This is a genomic window from Streptomyces sp. NPDC049837 (assembly GCF_040674455.1).
Lineage (GTDB): Bacteria > Actinomycetota > Actinomycetes > Streptomycetales > Streptomycetaceae > Streptomyces.
Genome location: NZ_JBFAMP010000009.1, coordinates 132,564 through 146,359 on the forward strand (window position 1 = coordinate 132,564; position 13,796 = coordinate 146,359).

The 13,796-nt window shown below is 70.3% G+C and carries 16 protein-coding genes and 3 tRNA genes; 15 read left to right on the top strand and 4 right to left on the bottom strand.

What is annotated here, in order from left to right; genetic code table 11:
* Nucleotides 1–20 precede the first annotated feature (20 nt).
* Nucleotides 21–1,253, bottom strand: a complete 1,233-nt coding sequence (locus AB0J57_RS24200) for an amidohydrolase family protein (RefSeq protein ID WP_366130387.1) — start codon at nucleotides 1,251–1,253, stop codon at nucleotides 21–23.
* Between the two features lie 354 nt (nucleotides 1,254–1,607).
* On the opposite strand from AB0J57_RS24200, the gene AB0J57_RS24205 reads away from it, so the two are divergent.
* The 6 genes from AB0J57_RS24205 to AB0J57_RS24230 all read left to right on the top strand — a co-directional run bounded on the left by AB0J57_RS24205 (nucleotide 1,608) and on the right by AB0J57_RS24230 (nucleotide 4,397).
* Nucleotides 1,608–1,680, top strand: a tRNA-Thr gene (locus tag AB0J57_RS24205).
* Nucleotides 1,681–1,727: 47 nt separating this feature from the next.
* Nucleotides 1,728–1,800: transfer RNA gene (locus tag AB0J57_RS24210), tRNA-Met, on the top strand.
* 93 nt (nucleotides 1,801–1,893) lie between these two features.
* Nucleotides 1,894–2,058: a 50S ribosomal protein L33 gene (gene rpmG, locus AB0J57_RS24215; protein WP_003948671.1), complete on the top strand. Its 165-nt coding sequence runs from the start codon at nucleotides 1,894–1,896 to the stop codon at nucleotides 2,056–2,058.
* An 84-nt stretch (nucleotides 2,059–2,142) separates the two neighbouring features.
* Nucleotides 2,143–2,598, top strand: a complete 456-nt coding sequence (locus AB0J57_RS24220; protein WP_366130388.1) for a MaoC family dehydratase N-terminal domain-containing protein — start codon at nucleotides 2,143–2,145, stop codon at nucleotides 2,596–2,598.
* Nucleotides 2,599–2,602: 4 nt separating this feature from the next.
* Nucleotides 2,603–3,031, top strand: a complete 429-nt coding sequence (locus AB0J57_RS24225; RefSeq protein ID WP_366130389.1) for a MaoC family dehydratase — start codon at nucleotides 2,603–2,605, stop codon at nucleotides 3,029–3,031.
* 307 nt (nucleotides 3,032–3,338) lie between these two features.
* Nucleotides 3,339–4,397 (top strand): UDP-N-acetylmuramate dehydrogenase, encoded by a 1,059-nt coding sequence (locus AB0J57_RS24230; RefSeq protein WP_366130390.1) that lies wholly within the window; start codon nucleotides 3,339–3,341, stop codon nucleotides 4,395–4,397.
* 13 nt (nucleotides 4,398–4,410) lie between these two features.
* Here AB0J57_RS24230 and AB0J57_RS24235 read toward each other — a convergent pair whose 3' ends face one another.
* Nucleotides 4,411–5,046: an NAD(P)H-binding protein gene (locus AB0J57_RS24235; RefSeq protein WP_366130391.1), complete on the bottom strand. Its 636-nt coding sequence runs from the start codon at nucleotides 5,044–5,046 to the stop codon at nucleotides 4,411–4,413.
* Nucleotides 5,047–5,095: 49 nt separating this feature from the next.
* On the opposite strand from AB0J57_RS24235, the gene AB0J57_RS24240 reads away from it, so the two are divergent.
* The gene (locus tag AB0J57_RS24240) at nucleotides 5,096–5,713 is read left to right on the top strand and encodes a TetR/AcrR family transcriptional regulator (protein WP_366130392.1); all 618 of its coding nucleotides are present in this window, start codon (nucleotides 5,096–5,098) and stop codon (nucleotides 5,711–5,713) included.
* Here the strand turns inward: AB0J57_RS24240 and AB0J57_RS24245 are convergent.
* Together AB0J57_RS24245 and AB0J57_RS24250 are read right to left on the bottom strand one after the other, a co-directional pair.
* Entirely contained in the window at nucleotides 5,710–6,729 is a 1,020-nt protein-coding gene (locus tag AB0J57_RS24245) for an adenosine deaminase (protein WP_366130393.1), read from the bottom strand. The two genes, AB0J57_RS24240 and AB0J57_RS24245, sit on opposite strands and share 4 nt — an antisense overlap.
* A 121-nt stretch (nucleotides 6,730–6,850) precedes the next feature.
* On the bottom strand, nucleotides 6,851–8,077 hold the full coding sequence (locus tag AB0J57_RS24250; protein WP_366130394.1) for a pyridoxal phosphate-dependent aminotransferase: 1,227 nt from the start codon (nucleotides 8,075–8,077) through the stop codon (nucleotides 6,851–6,853).
* Nucleotides 8,078–8,294: 217 nt separating this feature from the next.
* Between AB0J57_RS24250 and AB0J57_RS24255 the strand changes: the two genes are divergently transcribed.
* The 8 genes from AB0J57_RS24255 (at nucleotide 8,295) to rplL (ending at nucleotide 13,446) form a co-directional block, all read left to right on the top strand.
* A tRNA-Trp gene (locus AB0J57_RS24255) sits at nucleotides 8,295–8,367 on the top strand.
* 102 nt (nucleotides 8,368–8,469) lie between these two features.
* A complete protein-coding gene (gene secE, locus AB0J57_RS24260; RefSeq protein WP_126885176.1) occupies nucleotides 8,470–8,754 on the top strand; it encodes a preprotein translocase subunit SecE in 285 nt (94 codons plus the stop codon).
* A 38-nt stretch (nucleotides 8,755–8,792) separates the two neighbouring features.
* Nucleotides 8,793–9,710 (top strand): transcription termination/antitermination protein NusG, encoded by a 918-nt coding sequence (gene nusG, locus AB0J57_RS24265; RefSeq protein ID WP_366130395.1) that lies wholly within the window; start codon nucleotides 8,793–8,795, stop codon nucleotides 9,708–9,710.
* 161 nt (nucleotides 9,711–9,871) lie between these two features.
* Nucleotides 9,872–10,306: a 50S ribosomal protein L11 gene (gene rplK, locus AB0J57_RS24270; RefSeq protein ID WP_064069966.1), complete on the top strand. Its 435-nt coding sequence runs from the start codon at nucleotides 9,872–9,874 to the stop codon at nucleotides 10,304–10,306.
* A 79-nt stretch (nucleotides 10,307–10,385) separates the two neighbouring features.
* Nucleotides 10,386–11,114: a 50S ribosomal protein L1 gene (gene rplA / locus AB0J57_RS24275; RefSeq protein ID WP_126885178.1), complete on the top strand. Its 729-nt coding sequence runs from the start codon at nucleotides 10,386–10,388 to the stop codon at nucleotides 11,112–11,114.
* A gap of 147 nt (nucleotides 11,115–11,261) precedes the next feature.
* Entirely contained in the window at nucleotides 11,262–12,140 is an 879-nt protein-coding gene (locus tag AB0J57_RS24280; protein WP_366130396.1) for a DUF1396 domain-containing protein, read from the top strand.
* Nucleotides 12,141–12,415: 275 nt separating this feature from the next.
* A complete protein-coding gene (gene rplJ, locus AB0J57_RS24285) occupies nucleotides 12,416–12,946 on the top strand; it encodes a 50S ribosomal protein L10 (protein ID WP_366130397.1) in 531 nt (176 codons plus the stop codon).
* A 113-nt stretch (nucleotides 12,947–13,059) separates the two neighbouring features.
* Nucleotides 13,060–13,446, top strand: a complete 387-nt coding sequence (gene rplL, locus AB0J57_RS24290) for a 50S ribosomal protein L7/L12 (RefSeq protein ID WP_366130398.1) — start codon at nucleotides 13,060–13,062, stop codon at nucleotides 13,444–13,446.
* Nucleotides 13,447–13,796: the final 350 nt, after the last annotated feature.

Here is a 13,796-nt window from a genome sequence, read left to right on the forward strand (position 1 = left end):
GGCCCAAACGGCGAAAGCGCTCACGGACGCGCGTCCGGCCGCCCCTGGCGCGGCAGTTCGAGCGCCGCCGCCGAGTCGCAGTACTCCCGCACCGCGCTCGTCCGCGCCACCACCCGACCGCGGTGCACCACGATTCTGCTGTACGCCAGTGACAACACGCCCGACAGCCGCTCCCCGCGCACCGCCAGCAGCTCCGCCGGGAACCCCGCCTCCACCCGCACGGCGGGCAGCCCCATCGCCTCCCGCGCCGCCCCGCTCACCGCCCCGTACGCCTCCACCGGCCGCAGCCCGCCCTGGGAGGCCAGCAGGTACGCCGCCTCCAGCGGATCGCCCCGCCCCACCGGGTTGGCCACGTCCCGCAGCGCCCCGCTCCCGGCCGCGACCCGCACCCCCGCCGCCCGCAGCAGCCGCACGGGCGCGACGTCCCGCACCTCCGTGCCGCCACAACTGCCCTGCGGCAGGCACACGACCGTCACCCCGGCCGCCGCGAGCTGGTCGGCCGCCCGCCCCGCCACGTCCTCCGGGAGCCGCCCCAGCGCCCCGCACGGCCCGATGGTGACCCCCGGCCGCAGCCCGCCCGCCATGGCCGCCAGCCGGGCGAGCCGCGCCGGGTCGTCACCGTCGGTGTGCAGGTCCACGGGGCAGCCGTGCTCGGCGGCCACCTCCAGCACGGCCTCGGCGTACCCGGCCGGGTCCGGGTCCAGGTCCGGGCAGCCGCCCACCACACCGGCGCCCATCTTGACCGCGTCGCGCAGCATCGCGAGGCCGTCCGCGCCGGCCACGCCGGTCAGGAGGCGCGGCACGGCGACCGTCGTCAGGTCGGCCAGCCCGCGCAGCGAGCGCCGGGCCTGGAGGACCGCCTCCAGGGGGCCCAGTCCTTGGACGTCGCCGATGCGGACGTGGGCGCGCAGCGCGGTGGCGCCGTGTCCGAGCTGGAGCAGGGCGGCCTCGGTGGCGCGGCGCTGGACCTCCTCGGTGGCGTACGAGACCGGGCCGGGGCAGTCGGAGCTGAGCGCGGTGTCGGCGTGGCCGTGCGGTTCGGCGGGGGCGGGCAGCAAAAGGTAGCCGGCGAGGTCGACGCGGGCGCCGTGGGTGGGCAGGCTGCCCGCGGTGCCCACGGCTTCGATGCGCCCGCCGCTGAGCCGTACGTCGACGGTCCGGCCGTCGGTGAGGCGGGCGCCGCACAGCAGCAGCGTCGTGGTGTCGGCGGTGGCGCCCTCGGGTGGCTGCGGCTGCTGGCTGTCGGAGGACATCGGGCTCCTGGCGGCTCGGGGGCTCGGTGGCTCGGGGCGTGGCGTGATCCGTGGCGGGGGTTGTCGTGCGTACGGGCGGCCATACGCACGGGCGGGCCGTGCGTCGGGCTGCCGCGCGTACGGACGTACGGACGTACGGGCAAGATCACGCAGCGTGAGGCGAGCCTAGGGGCCGTCCGACCGGCCTTCGAGGAGGTGCGCAATAGTCGTACTGGCGTGGGACACGAGTGGCCTACGGGGCGCGGGAGTCGGTGCCGGATCAGGGGTCCGGGGAGTGGCCGGCCCGTGGCGGGGTAGCCGCCGGGAATCGGATTTGGGCGAACGGCGGCCGACCGTGTAATGTCTTCATCGCTCGCCCCAATAGCTCAGTCGGCAGAGCGTCTCCATGGTAAGGAGAAGGTCTACGGTTCGATTCCGTATTGGGGCTCTGGTGTTCGGTGATCCTCGCCTTCGGGCGAGGGGATCCAGCATCGCAGCGGTGTAGCTCAGTCGGTAGAGCAAGCGGCTCATAATCGCTGTGTCACCGGTTCAAGTCCGGTCACCGCTACTTACTGACAGTAGCCGATTGCAGGGTCGGTCCTTCGATCGGCTACTCTTTCTTGCGTTCATCCGTCCATCCGTCCGTCATAGGAGCACTCACGTGGCTGCCACCGACGTCCGCCCGAAGATCACGCTGGCCTGCGTGGAGTGCAAGGAGCGGAACTACATCACCAAGAAGAACCGGCGTAACAACCCGGACCGTCTTGAGATGAAGAAGCACTGCCCGCGCTGCAACGCGCACACTGCGCACCGCGAAACGCGCTGAATCAGGCTCGTACACGAGGCCGTCCCCTGTCGGGGGCGGCCTCGTGTCGTTTGTTCGACGACAGACCCAGGAGGTAGCGAGTTCATGGCGCTCGATCAGTCCTTCGTGGGGCGGACCTATCCGCCCACCGCGCCGTACGAGGTCGGCCGGGAAAAGATCCGCGAATTCGCCGAGGCGGTCGGGGACACGAATCCGGCCTACACCGACACCGAGGCCGCCAAGGCGCTCGGCCACTCGGATGTGATCGCGCCGCCGACCTTCGTGTTCGCCATCACGTTCAAGGCCGCGGGTGACGTGATCGCCGATCCGCAGCTCGGGCTCGACTACAGCCGCGTGGTGCACGGTGACCAGAAATTCGCGTACACCCGGCCGGTACGGGCGGGGGACCGGCTGACGGTCACCTCGACCATCGAGGCGATCAAGTCGCTCGCCGGGAACGACATTCTCGACATCCGCGGTGAGGTCCACGACGAGGCCGGTGAGCACGTGGTGACGGCGTGGACGAAGCTCGTGGCCCGTGCGGCGGCAGAGGAGGCGTGAGGCGATGACCGCGAAGATCGCATTCGACGAGGTCGAGGTCGGCACCGAGCTGCCGGCGCAGAGCTTTCCCGTGACGCGCGCCACGCTGGTGCGGTACGCGGGCGCCTCGGGGGACTTCAACCCGATCCACTGGAACGAGAAGTTCGCCAAGGAGGTCGGACTGCCGGACGTCATCGCGCACGGCATGTTCACGATGGCCGAGGCGATCCGCGTGGTGACCGACTGGGCCGGCGACCCCGGCGCGGTCGTCGAGTACGGGGTGCGGTTCACCAAGCCTGTCGTCGTGCCGAACGACGAGACGGGCGCCCTGATCGAGGTCAGCGGCAAGGTCGCCGCGAAGCTGGACGACAACCGCGTACGCGTGGACCTGACCGCCATGAGCGGCGGCCAGAAGGTCCTGGGCATGTCCCGCGCCGTGGTGCGGCTCGCGTAACGCCGAGGGGGTGCCGTGGGGGCCGGGACCACCCGCTCTCGCGGCGCCCTGTTCGCGCCCCGCACGGGCGCGCTGCCCGGGCCGGGGCGCCGTCCCCGGGCCGCCACGTGAACCCCGTGGGTGGGGGGCGTGGCCCCTCCGGGCTCGACTCCTCGAGGCCGGCGGCCTTGGGTTTCCGGCAAGGGGAGCCCTTGCGTCGCCGCCAACCTCTGCGGGGACGACCCTGCACGGCCCCATCCCGGCCGTCGTTCCTCTGCGGGCGTTGGTCCTGACGGGGGCGTCAGAGCGGCACCGTAGTCTTGGGCGCGTGCAGGAAATCCATGACGCTCCCCTCGCCCCGCTGACCACCTTCCGGCTCGGTGGTCCCGCCACCCGGCTCGTCACGGCCACGACCGACGACGAGGTCGTCGCCGCCGTGCGGGAGGCGGACGAGACCGGGACGCCGCTGCTGGTCATCGGTGGTGGGTCCAACCTGGTGATCGGGGACAAGGGGTTCGACGGCACCGCCCTGCGCATCGCCACCCGGGGCTTCGCCCTGGAGGGCACCCGGCTGGAGCTGGCGGCGGGCGAGGTGTGGACGGACGCCGTGGCCCGCACGGTCGAGGCGGGCCTCGCGGGCATCGAGTGCCTGGCCGGTATCCCCGGTTCGGCGGGCGCCACGCCGATCCAGAACGTGGGGGCGTACGGCCAGGAGGTCTCGGCCACCATCACGGAGGTCGTGGCGTACGACCGCCGCGCGGGCGAGACGGTGACGATCCCGAACGCCGAGTGCGACTTCTCGTACCGCCACAGCCGCTTCAAGGCCGACCCCGACCGGTTCGTCGTGCTGCGCGTCCGCTTCGAGCTGGAGGACGCGGGGGGCCTGAGCGCGCCCATCAGGTACGCCGAGACGGCCCGCGTGCTCGGCGTCGAGCCCGGCGACCGGGTTCCGGCCGCCACCGCGCGCGAGACGGTGCTCAAGCTCAGGGCGGGCAAGGGCATGGTCCTGGACCCGGAGGACCACGACACCTGGTCGGCCGGCTCGTTCTTCACCAACCCGATCCTGGAGCGGGAGCAGTACGAGGAGTTCCTCGGCCGCGTCCGTGACCGCCTCGGGCCGGACGTCACCCCGCCCGCCTTCCCGGCCGGCGACGACGGCCGGGTGAAGACCTCGGCGGCCTGGCTGATCGACAAGGCGGGCTTCACCAAGGGGTACGGCACCGGCCCCGCCCGTATCTCCACCAAGCACACCCTCGCCCTCACCAACCGGGGCGAGGCCACCACCGAGGACCTCCTGGCCCTCGCCCGTGAGGTCGTCGCGGGCGTACGGGACGCCTTCGGCGTCACGCTGGTCAACGAGCCCGTGACGGTCGGCGTCAGCCTCTGACCCGGCCGGGCGGTCAGTACGCGACCGCCACCGGCTGCTTCACGGTCGCCGGGTCATCGATCATCGCCAGCATCGCGTGCGCCACGTCCGCCCGGGCGATCCTGGCGCCGCCCCGCAGCCCGGTGCCGACCGCCGTGCGGTACCGGCCGGTCACCGGCTTGTCGAGGAGCTGCGGCGGCCGCACCGACGTCCAGTCCGTCGCGCTGCGGCGCATCTCGTACTCCATGACCCGCAGGTCGTCGTAGTGGGCGCGCAGCACGCGCGAGACGATCGGGGTGGCGATGCGCAGGAAGAGCGTCTCGTTCGCCGGTACGGTGCCCAGCGGCGCCGCGCTCACCGCGAGGAACCGCCGCGTGCCCTCCGCCTCCAGCGCCCTCAGGATCGGGCGCGTCAGGGCCGAGGCGATACCGACGTGCTTGCGGGTGCGCGGGCCCAGGCCGGACAGCACCGCGTCCCGCCCCGAGACCGCCGGCCGCAGTGACTCCGGGTCGTCGAAGCGGGCAGCCGTGACCACCTCCAGGCGCTCGCCCGTCACCGCGAGCCGCGCCGGGTCGCGCACCACCGCCGTGACGTGATGACCCGCCGCCAGGCCCTGCCTGACGATCTCCTGTCCGATACCGCCGGTCGCCCCGAACACGGTCAGCTTCATGACGCCCCTCCAAGGTGGGTGAGTGCTCACTCACCACTAGAGTGGGTGGGTGACCACTCACCCGTCAAGCGCCAAGCCCGCCCGGGAACGCATCCTCGACGCCGCCCACGAGCTGTGGCTCAGCGTCGGCCTGGCCCGTACCACCACCAAGGAGATCGCCAAGGCGGCCCAGTGCTCCGAGGCGGCGCTGTACAAGTACTACGGCAGCAAGGAAGAGCTGTTCATCGGCGTCCTGCGCGAGCGCCTGCCCCGCCTCGCCCCGCTGCTGCACAGCCTCACCGCCGACCCCGGCGAGCACACCGTCGAGGAGAACCTCACCGAGATCGCCCGCCGGGCCGCGTACTTCTACGCCGAGAGCTTCCCGATCGCCGCCTCCCTGTACGCCGAGACCCGGCTCAAGGCCCGCCACGACGCCGCCATGCGCGACCTCGGCACCGGACCCCACATGCCCATCGAGGCCCTGGACGCCTACCTGCGGGCCGAACGCGACGCCGGCCGCATCCGCCCCGACGCCGACACCTTCGCGGCGGCCTCCCTGCTCCTCGGCGCCTGCGCACAGCGCGCCTTCGCCTACGACGCGGTGGTCGGCAAGAAGCCCCCGCAGGACGTGGACGCCTTCGCCGCCGCCCTCGCCCGCACGCTGCTCGCCGGGATCGGCCCGGCCTAACCGGCCAGCCAGTCGTCCACGCCCGCCAGGAGCTTCGCCCTGACGTCCTCGGGCGCCGCCGAGCCGCGTACCGACTGGCGGGCCAGCTCCGCCAGCTCCTCGTCGGTGAAACCGTGGTGCACGCGCGCGATCTCGTACTGGGCCGCCAGCCGCGACCCGAACAGCAGCGGGTCGTCCGCGCCGAGCGCCATCGGCACACCGGCCTCGTACAGCGTCCGCAGCGGAACGTCCTCCGGCTTCTCGTACACGCCCAGCGCCACGTTCGACGCCGGGCACACCTCGCACGTCACGCCCTTCTCGGCCAGCCGCCGCAGCAGCCGCGGGTCCTCCGCCGCCCGCACCCCGTGCCCGATGCGCGCCGCCCGCAGGTCGTCCAGGCAGTCCCGAACGGACGCGGGGCCGGTCAGCTCGCCCCCGTGCGGCGCCGCCAGCAGCCCGCCCTCCCGCGCGATCGCGAACGCCCGGTCGAAGTCACGCGCCATGCCGCGCCGCTCGTCGTTCGACAGCCCGAACCCCACCACGCCCCGGTCCGCGTACCGGACCGCGAGCCGGGCGAGCGTACGGGCGTCCAGGGGGTGCTTCATGCGGTTCGCCGCCACCAGCACCCGCATCCCGAGCCCGGTCTCCCGCGAGGCGCTCTCCACCGCGTCCAGGATGATCTCCAGCGCCGGGATCAGCCCGCCCAGCCGGGGCGCGTACGACGTCGGGTCGACCTGGATCTCCAGCCACCCCGACCCGTCGCGCACGTCCTCCTCCGCCGTCTCGCGCACCAGCCGCTGGATGTCCTCCGGCTCACGCAGACAGGACCGGGCGATGTCGTACAGCCGCTGGAAGCGGAACCAGCCCCGCTCGTCGGTCGCCCGCAGCTTCGGAGGCTCACCCCCGGTCAGCGCCTCGGGCAGATGGACGCCGTACTTGTCGGCGAGCTCCAGCAAGGTCGCGGGCCGCATCGACCCGGTGAAGTGCAGGTGCAGATGGGCCTTGGGCAGCAACCGCAGATCTCGTACGTGCTCCATCCCGGGATCTTGCCAAAACCCCCGGCCGCGCGGCAGCCCCTTTCACCGATCGGGTGTTTGCGGGAACGGAAAAGCGGGCCCCCAACCGGGGACCCGCTCACCTACGAAAACCGGCAGGAGCTCAGTCGCGCGCTTCCGCCAGCAGCTTCTGCATCCGCGACACGCCCTCGACCAGGTCCTCGTCGCCCAGCGCGTACGACAACCGCAGGTAGCCCGGCGTACCGAACGCCTCGCCCGGAACGACCGCCACCTCGGCCTCGTCCAGGATCAGCGCCGCAAGCTCCACGGAGGTCTGCGGGCGCTTGCCGCGGATCTCCTTGCCCAGCAGACCCTTCACCGACGGGTACGCGTAGAAGGCGCCCTCGGGCGTCGGGCAGTACACGCCCTCGATCTCGTTGAGCATCCGCACGATCGTCTGGCGGCGGCGGTCGAAGGCGCTGCGCATCTCCGCGACCGCGTCCAGACTGCCGGAGACGGCGGCCAGCGCCGCGACCTGTGCGACGTTCGACACGTTCGACGTGGCGTGCGACTGGAGGTTCGTCGCGGCCTTCACCACGTCCTTGGGGCCCACGATCCACCCCACGCGCCAGCCGGTCATGGCGTACGTCTTGGCCACGCCGTTGACGACGATGCACTTGTCGCGCAGCTCGGGCACGATCGCCGGGAGCGAGGTGAACTTCGCGTCGCCGTAGACGAGGTGCTCGTAGATCTCGTCCGTCAGCACCCACAGGCCGTGCTCGACGGCCCAGCGGCCGATCGCCTCGGCGTCGGCCTCGCTGTAGACGGCGCCGGTCGGGTTCGACGGGGAGACGAAGAGGACCACCTTGGTCCGCTCCGTCCGGGCCGCCTCGAGCTGCTCGACGGAGACCCGGTAGCCGGTGGTCTCGTCGGCGACGACCTCCACCGGCACACCGCCGGCGAGCCGGATCGACTCCGGGTACGTCGTCCAGTACGGGGCCGGGACGATGACCTCGTCGCCCGGGTCCAGGATCGCGGCGAACGCCTCGTAGATCGCCTGCTTGCCGCCGTTGGTCACCAGGACCTGGGAGGCGTCGACCTCGTAACCGGAGTCCCGCAGCGTCTTCGCGGCGATGGCGGCCTTCAGCTCGGGCAGGCCGCCGGCCGGCGTGTAGCGGTGGTACTTCGGGTTGCGGCAGGCCTCGATCGCGGCCTCGACGATGTAGTCGGGGGTCGGGAAGTCCGGCTCACCCGCGCCGAAGCCGATCACCGGACGCCCGGCGGCCTTGAGAGCCTTGGCCTTGGCGTCGACGGCGAGGGTCGCGGACTCGGAGATCGCGCCGATTCGGGCGGAGACCCGGCGCTCGGTGGGAGGGGTTGCAGCGCTCATGCGGCCCATCGTCCCAGACCCCGAAAGGGCGCGGCACACAGGTTTCGCTGTACGGACAGCGGGGCGGAGGGCGGAGGGACGGCGGACGGACGGCGGGGTGCGCGGGCCGTGTCAGGAGCTATCTGTTCGACGCGGCGCCGCTGACCACGTACACTCTCTGCTCGTTGGCCCTCACCGACCACCTCCATGGATGCGGTAGGTTGGGGGAGAACCACAAAGGGTCGTAGCTCAATTGGTAGAGCACCGGTCTCCAAAACCGGCGGTTGGGGGTTCAAGTCCCTCCGGCCCTGCTACACACACCGCCAGGTTGTGTGCGCAGGTATGTACTTCATTGCACCGCCGTGCGGCTCCACCCGGGCGCGGCACGGCCGACCCGGAATCAGGTGAGAGACGTGACGGACGCCGTAGGCTCCATCGACATGCCTGATGCCGAGGACGCGCAGGAGTCGAAGAAGAAGGGCCGTAAGGGCGGCAAGCGCGGAAAGAAGGGCCCGCTGGGCCGTCTCGCGCTCTTCTACCGTCAGATCGTCGCCGAGCTGCGCAAGGTCGTCTGGCCTACCCGCAGCCAGCTCACGACGTACACGACGGTCGTTATCGTCTTCGTCGTCATCATGATCGGTCTGGTGACCGTGATTGATCTCGGCTTCCAGGAAGCAGTCAAGTACGTCTTCGGCTGATTCCCGCGGAGGGCGCCCACCCCGGCGCCCCTTTTCGCATGTTCCACCCCATCTGTATCCAGGAAGAAGCAGCCACCGTGTCTGACCCGAACCTGAACGAGTCCGCCCAGGACGAGCTCGACGTCGTCGAGGCGGCCGACGAGGACCAGGCGGAAGCTGCGGACGCCGCTGTCGGCGAGGCCGCCGAAGAGGACGCGCTCCACGTCGAGGACGAGGCCGCGGACGACGAGGCCGCAGAGGCCGGGGCCGAGGTCGAGGGCGCCGACGAGGAGACCGTCGAGGCCGAGGCCGGCGCTGACGAGGCCGAGGCCGAGGCCGAGGAGGAGCCCGAGGCTCCGGTCGACCCGATCGCCGCGCTCCGTGACGAGCTGCGCGGTCTGCCCGGCGAGTGGTACGTCATCCACACCTACGCGGGCTACGAGAAGCGCGTGAAGGCCAACCTGGAGCAGCGTGCCGTCTCGCTGAACGTCGAGGACTTCATCTACCAGGCCGAGGTGCCCGAGGAAGAGATCGTCCAGATCAAGAACGGCGAGCGCAAGAACGTCCGGCAGAACAAGCTGCCCGGTTACGTTCTGGTCCGCATGGATCTGACGAACGAGTCCTGGGGCGTCGTCCGCAACACCCCCGGCGTCACCGGCTTCGTGGGCAACGCCTACGACCCGTACCCGCTGACCCTGGACGAGATCGTCAAGATGCTCGCCCCGGAGGCCGAAGAGAAGGCCGCCCGCGAGGCCGCCGAGGCCGAGGGCAAGCCGGCTCCGGCCCGCAAGGTCGAGGTCCAGGTGCTGGACTTCGAGGTCGGCGACTCGGTCACCGTCACCGACGGCCCGTTCGCCACGCTCCAGGCCACGATCAACGAGATCAACGCCGACTCGAAGAAGGTCAAGGGCCTCGTCGAGATCTTCGGCCGCGAGACCCCGGTCGAGCTGAGCTTCGACCAGATCCAGAAGAACTGATCGCATTCACGCTTCCGAACAGGTCAGACCGGGTTTCGCGCCCGTTCTGACCTGCTCGGTTTTTGGCCGCGCGGCGATACCCGTTATCGTTGTGCGGTATGCCTCCATCCGGATGATGTCGGATGGCGGCTGAAAACTCTCACTAGGACCCGGAGAGAGCAATGCCTCCCAAGAAGAAGAAGGTCACGGGGCTTATCAAGCTCCAGATCCAGGCCGGTGCGGCCAACCCGGCTCCGCCGGTCGGCCCCGCCCTGGGTCAGCACGGCGTCAACATCATGGAGTTCTGCAAGGCCTACAACGCCGCGACCGAGTCGCAGCGTGGCATGGTCGTGCCGGTGGAGATCACGGTCTACGAGGACCGTTCCTTCACCTTCATCACGAAGACTCCGCCGGCCGCCAAGCTGATCCTCAAGGCCGCGGGTGTGGACAAGGGCTCCGGCGAGCCGCACAAGACCAAGGTCGCCAAGCTCACGAGCGCCCAGGTCCGCGAGATCGCCTCGGTCAAGCTGCCCGACCTGAACGCCAACGACCTGGACGCCGCCGAGAAGATCATCGCCGGCACCGCCCGTTCCATGGGCATCACGGTCGAGGGCTGAGCAGCCCCGTCTGACCTGTGGGAGGGCCACGCGCTGGCCCGGACCACAACTCCACACCTGAACCACACCAGGAGAAGCAGTGAAGCGCAGCAAGGCACTCCGCGGCGCGGACGCCAAGGTCGACCGGGAGCGTAACTACGCCCCCCTCGAGGCCGTCCGTCTCGCCAAGGACACCGCCACCACCAAGTTCGACGGCACCGTCGAGGTCGCCTTCCGCCTGGGCGTTGACCCTCGCAAGGCCGACCAGATGGTCCGTGGCACCGTGAACCTTCCGCACGGCACCGGTAAGACCGCCCGGGTCCTGGTCTTCGCGACCGGTGACCGTGCTGCGGCCGCGGAAGCCGCGGGCGCCGACATCGTCGGCTCCGACGAACTGATCGACGAGATCTCCAAGGGCAACCGCCTGAACGAGTTCGACGCGGTCGTCGCCACCCCGGACCTCATGGGCAAGGTCGGCCGCCTCGGCCGCGTCCTCGGCCCGCGTGGTCTGATGCCGAACCCGAAGACCGGCACGGTCACCATGGATGTCGCCAAGGCTGTCAACGACATCAAGGGCGGCAAGATCGAGTTCCGCGTCGACAAGCACTCGAACCTCCACTTCATCATCGGCAAGGTTTCCTTCGACGAGACGAAGCTGGTCGAGAACTACGCGGCGGCGCTGGAGGAGATCCTCCGTCTGAAGCCGTCCGCCGCGAAGGGCCGCTACATCAAGAAGGCGACCCTCACCACCACGATGGGCCCCGGCATCCCGCTGGACGCCAACCGCACCCGCAACCTCCTCGTCGAGGAGGACCCGGCCGCCGTCTGAACCTGACGGCAGTCGCGGTCGCGTAGCGCGTACTGAAGCGGCCCTCGCAGCTCTCCGGAGCGGCGGGGGCCGCTTTTTCGCGTGCCCGGCCCGCTACTTCCCAGTAGGGTCACGTCGACTGGATCGTGTGTTCTTTTTGGGGGGAACGTGAAGGCGAAGTGTCGCGGTGCCGCCGGGGTCGTCCTGGCCGGTGCCCTGCTGTGCGGAACGACCGCCTGCCAGAGCGACGGGGGCGGCGACGGGCGGCCGGAGGCCCGCAGCACCCCGTCCCGCTCCGCGTCCGCGGACGCGGGGCCGGACCACGCGGCGCAGACGGCCGTCAACAAGGCCGTCGAGCGCAGCGAGGAGATCAACTCCGTCACGTACCGCATGACGGGGGAGATGCCCGGCCGGCAGCGCATCGAGATGGACGCGAAGTTCAGCAGGAAGCCGCTCGCCATGTCGATGATCCAGCGCTTCCCGGACCAGCCCGGTCAGCGGATGGAGGTGCGGCTCACCGGCGGCGTCATGTACATCGGTGGCGCGTTCGCCGAAGCCGCCGGCAAGGGCAAGAAGTGGATCAAGCTCGACATGTCGAAGCCGGCCGAAAAGGGTGGCGGCTTCGAGGGCCTGTCCGGCCAGGGCGGCGACAGCGACCCGTCGGACCAGATCAACTTCCTGAGCGGCTCCAAGGACCTGAAGCGGCTCGGCGAGGAGACGGTCGACGGCCGGCGGACCGCCCACTACGCCGGCACGATCACGCTGCGGCAGATGCGCGACAGCCTCAAGGGCAAGGACCCGGCGGTCAAGGCGCGCAAGCTGAAGAGCCTGGAGCGCTTCGAGAAGCTCGGTATCGACCGGATGACCATGGACATCTGGATCGGCGAGGACGACCGCACGACGCAGTTCCGGGCCCGGGCCGACACCGACTCCGGGAAGATGGACATGCTGACCAAGTTCCTGGAGGTCAACAAGGCCGTCACGGTCGAGGCGCCGCCCGCGTCCGACGTGTACGACCCGGCGACGGAGGCCGGCAGGGGCGCCTGAGGCCCCCCGCTTGGTCCCGATTTGCTTGACGTCGGGGCGGTCCCGTACTCTTCCACAGAAGCCAAAGACCGCTGGTCGTTGCTGCGCTCGTCAGAGTCGCGGCGGCCGAAGGATCCGCTAGCTGCGGACGACCCGCGTAGGTGACAGTGGATGTACTCCCGGATTCCGGTCCGGTTGAGTCACGCCCCGTGCGCCTGCGCCGGGGCGTTTCGTTTTGCCCAGTCTCCTTCCTTCAGCCCACGCGGTCCGAATCACCCGGAAGGAGGCCGAGGCTCATGGCGAGGCCCGACAAGTCTGCTGCGGTTGCCGAGCTGACGGACAAGTTCCGCAGCTCGAACGCCGCCGTGCTGACCGAGTACCGCGGTCTCACCGTGGCACAGCTCAAGACGCTGCGCCGTTCGCTCGGTGAGAACGCCCAGTACGCCGTGGTGAAGAACACGCTGACCAAGATTGCGGCCAACGAGGCCGGGATCACCTCGCTCGACGACCAGTTCGCTGGTCCGACGGCGGTTGCCTTCATCACCGGTGACCCGGTGGAGTCGGCGAAGGGTCTTCGTGACTTCGCCAAGGAGAACCCGAACCTGATCATCAAGGGCGGTGTCCTTGACGGCAAGGCGCTGTCCGCCGATGACATCAAGAAGCTTGCGGACCTCGAGTCCCGCGAGGTTCTGCTCGCCAAGCTGGCGGGCGCCATGAAGGGCAAGCAGTCCCAGGCTGCCGCGCTCTTCCAGGCGCTTCCCTCGAAGCTCGTCCGCACCGTGGACGCGCTTCGTGCCAAGCAGGCCGAGCAGGGCGGTGCCGAGTAATTCGGCTCGCGCATTGATCGTGGCCCCCTGGGGCGACGGTCGCAGCGGGCCCAACGTACGCCCGCCTCACATGTACACCCGGCACCAGCCGATTTAGTGGAAGGACCGCCATCATGGCGAAGCTGTCTCAGGAAGACCTGCTCGCGCAGTTCGAGGAGATGACCCTCATCGAGCTCGCCGCGTTCGTTTCGGCGTTCGAGGAGAAGTTCGACGTCACCGCCGCCGCCCCGGTCGCCGTTGCCGCCGCCGGTGGCGCCGGTGCCGCTGCCGCCGAGGCCGTCGAGGAGAAGGACGAGTTCGACGTCATCCTCACCGGCGCCGGTGACAAGAAGATCCAGGTCATCAAGGTCGTGCGCGAGCTGACCTCCCTGGGTCTGAAGGAGGCCAAGGACCTCGTCGACGGCACCCCGAAGCCGGTCCTCGAGAAGGTCGCCAAGGACGCCGCGGAGAAGGCCGCCGAGGCCCTCAAGGGCGCCGGCGCCTCCGTCGAGGTCAAGTAAGACCTTGCGAGTCTCCTGACTCACGTATGACGCCCTCACAGGGCGTTTCGAAGGGCGATCACCCATCCGGGTGGTCGCCCTTCGGCGTTGCCGTGACGCCTGCCTTGCGCTGAGCCCAGCGCGGAGTATGGTGATCTTCGCCGTGCGCCCCACATGGCCCCACACGGCTGGGGGCCTTGACGAACCGCACGCCGCGCGCAATTCTCAGGACGCGCCGTCACAACGATCCGGATCCGAGGCATGGATCGACGGCCGAACGGGCAGTATCGATGTGCGCCAACGGCGCGAGGTGCCGCGGAGTTGAGAACAACGAGGGTCGCGATTTACTCGCCCTGGACATCAGTGGGCCA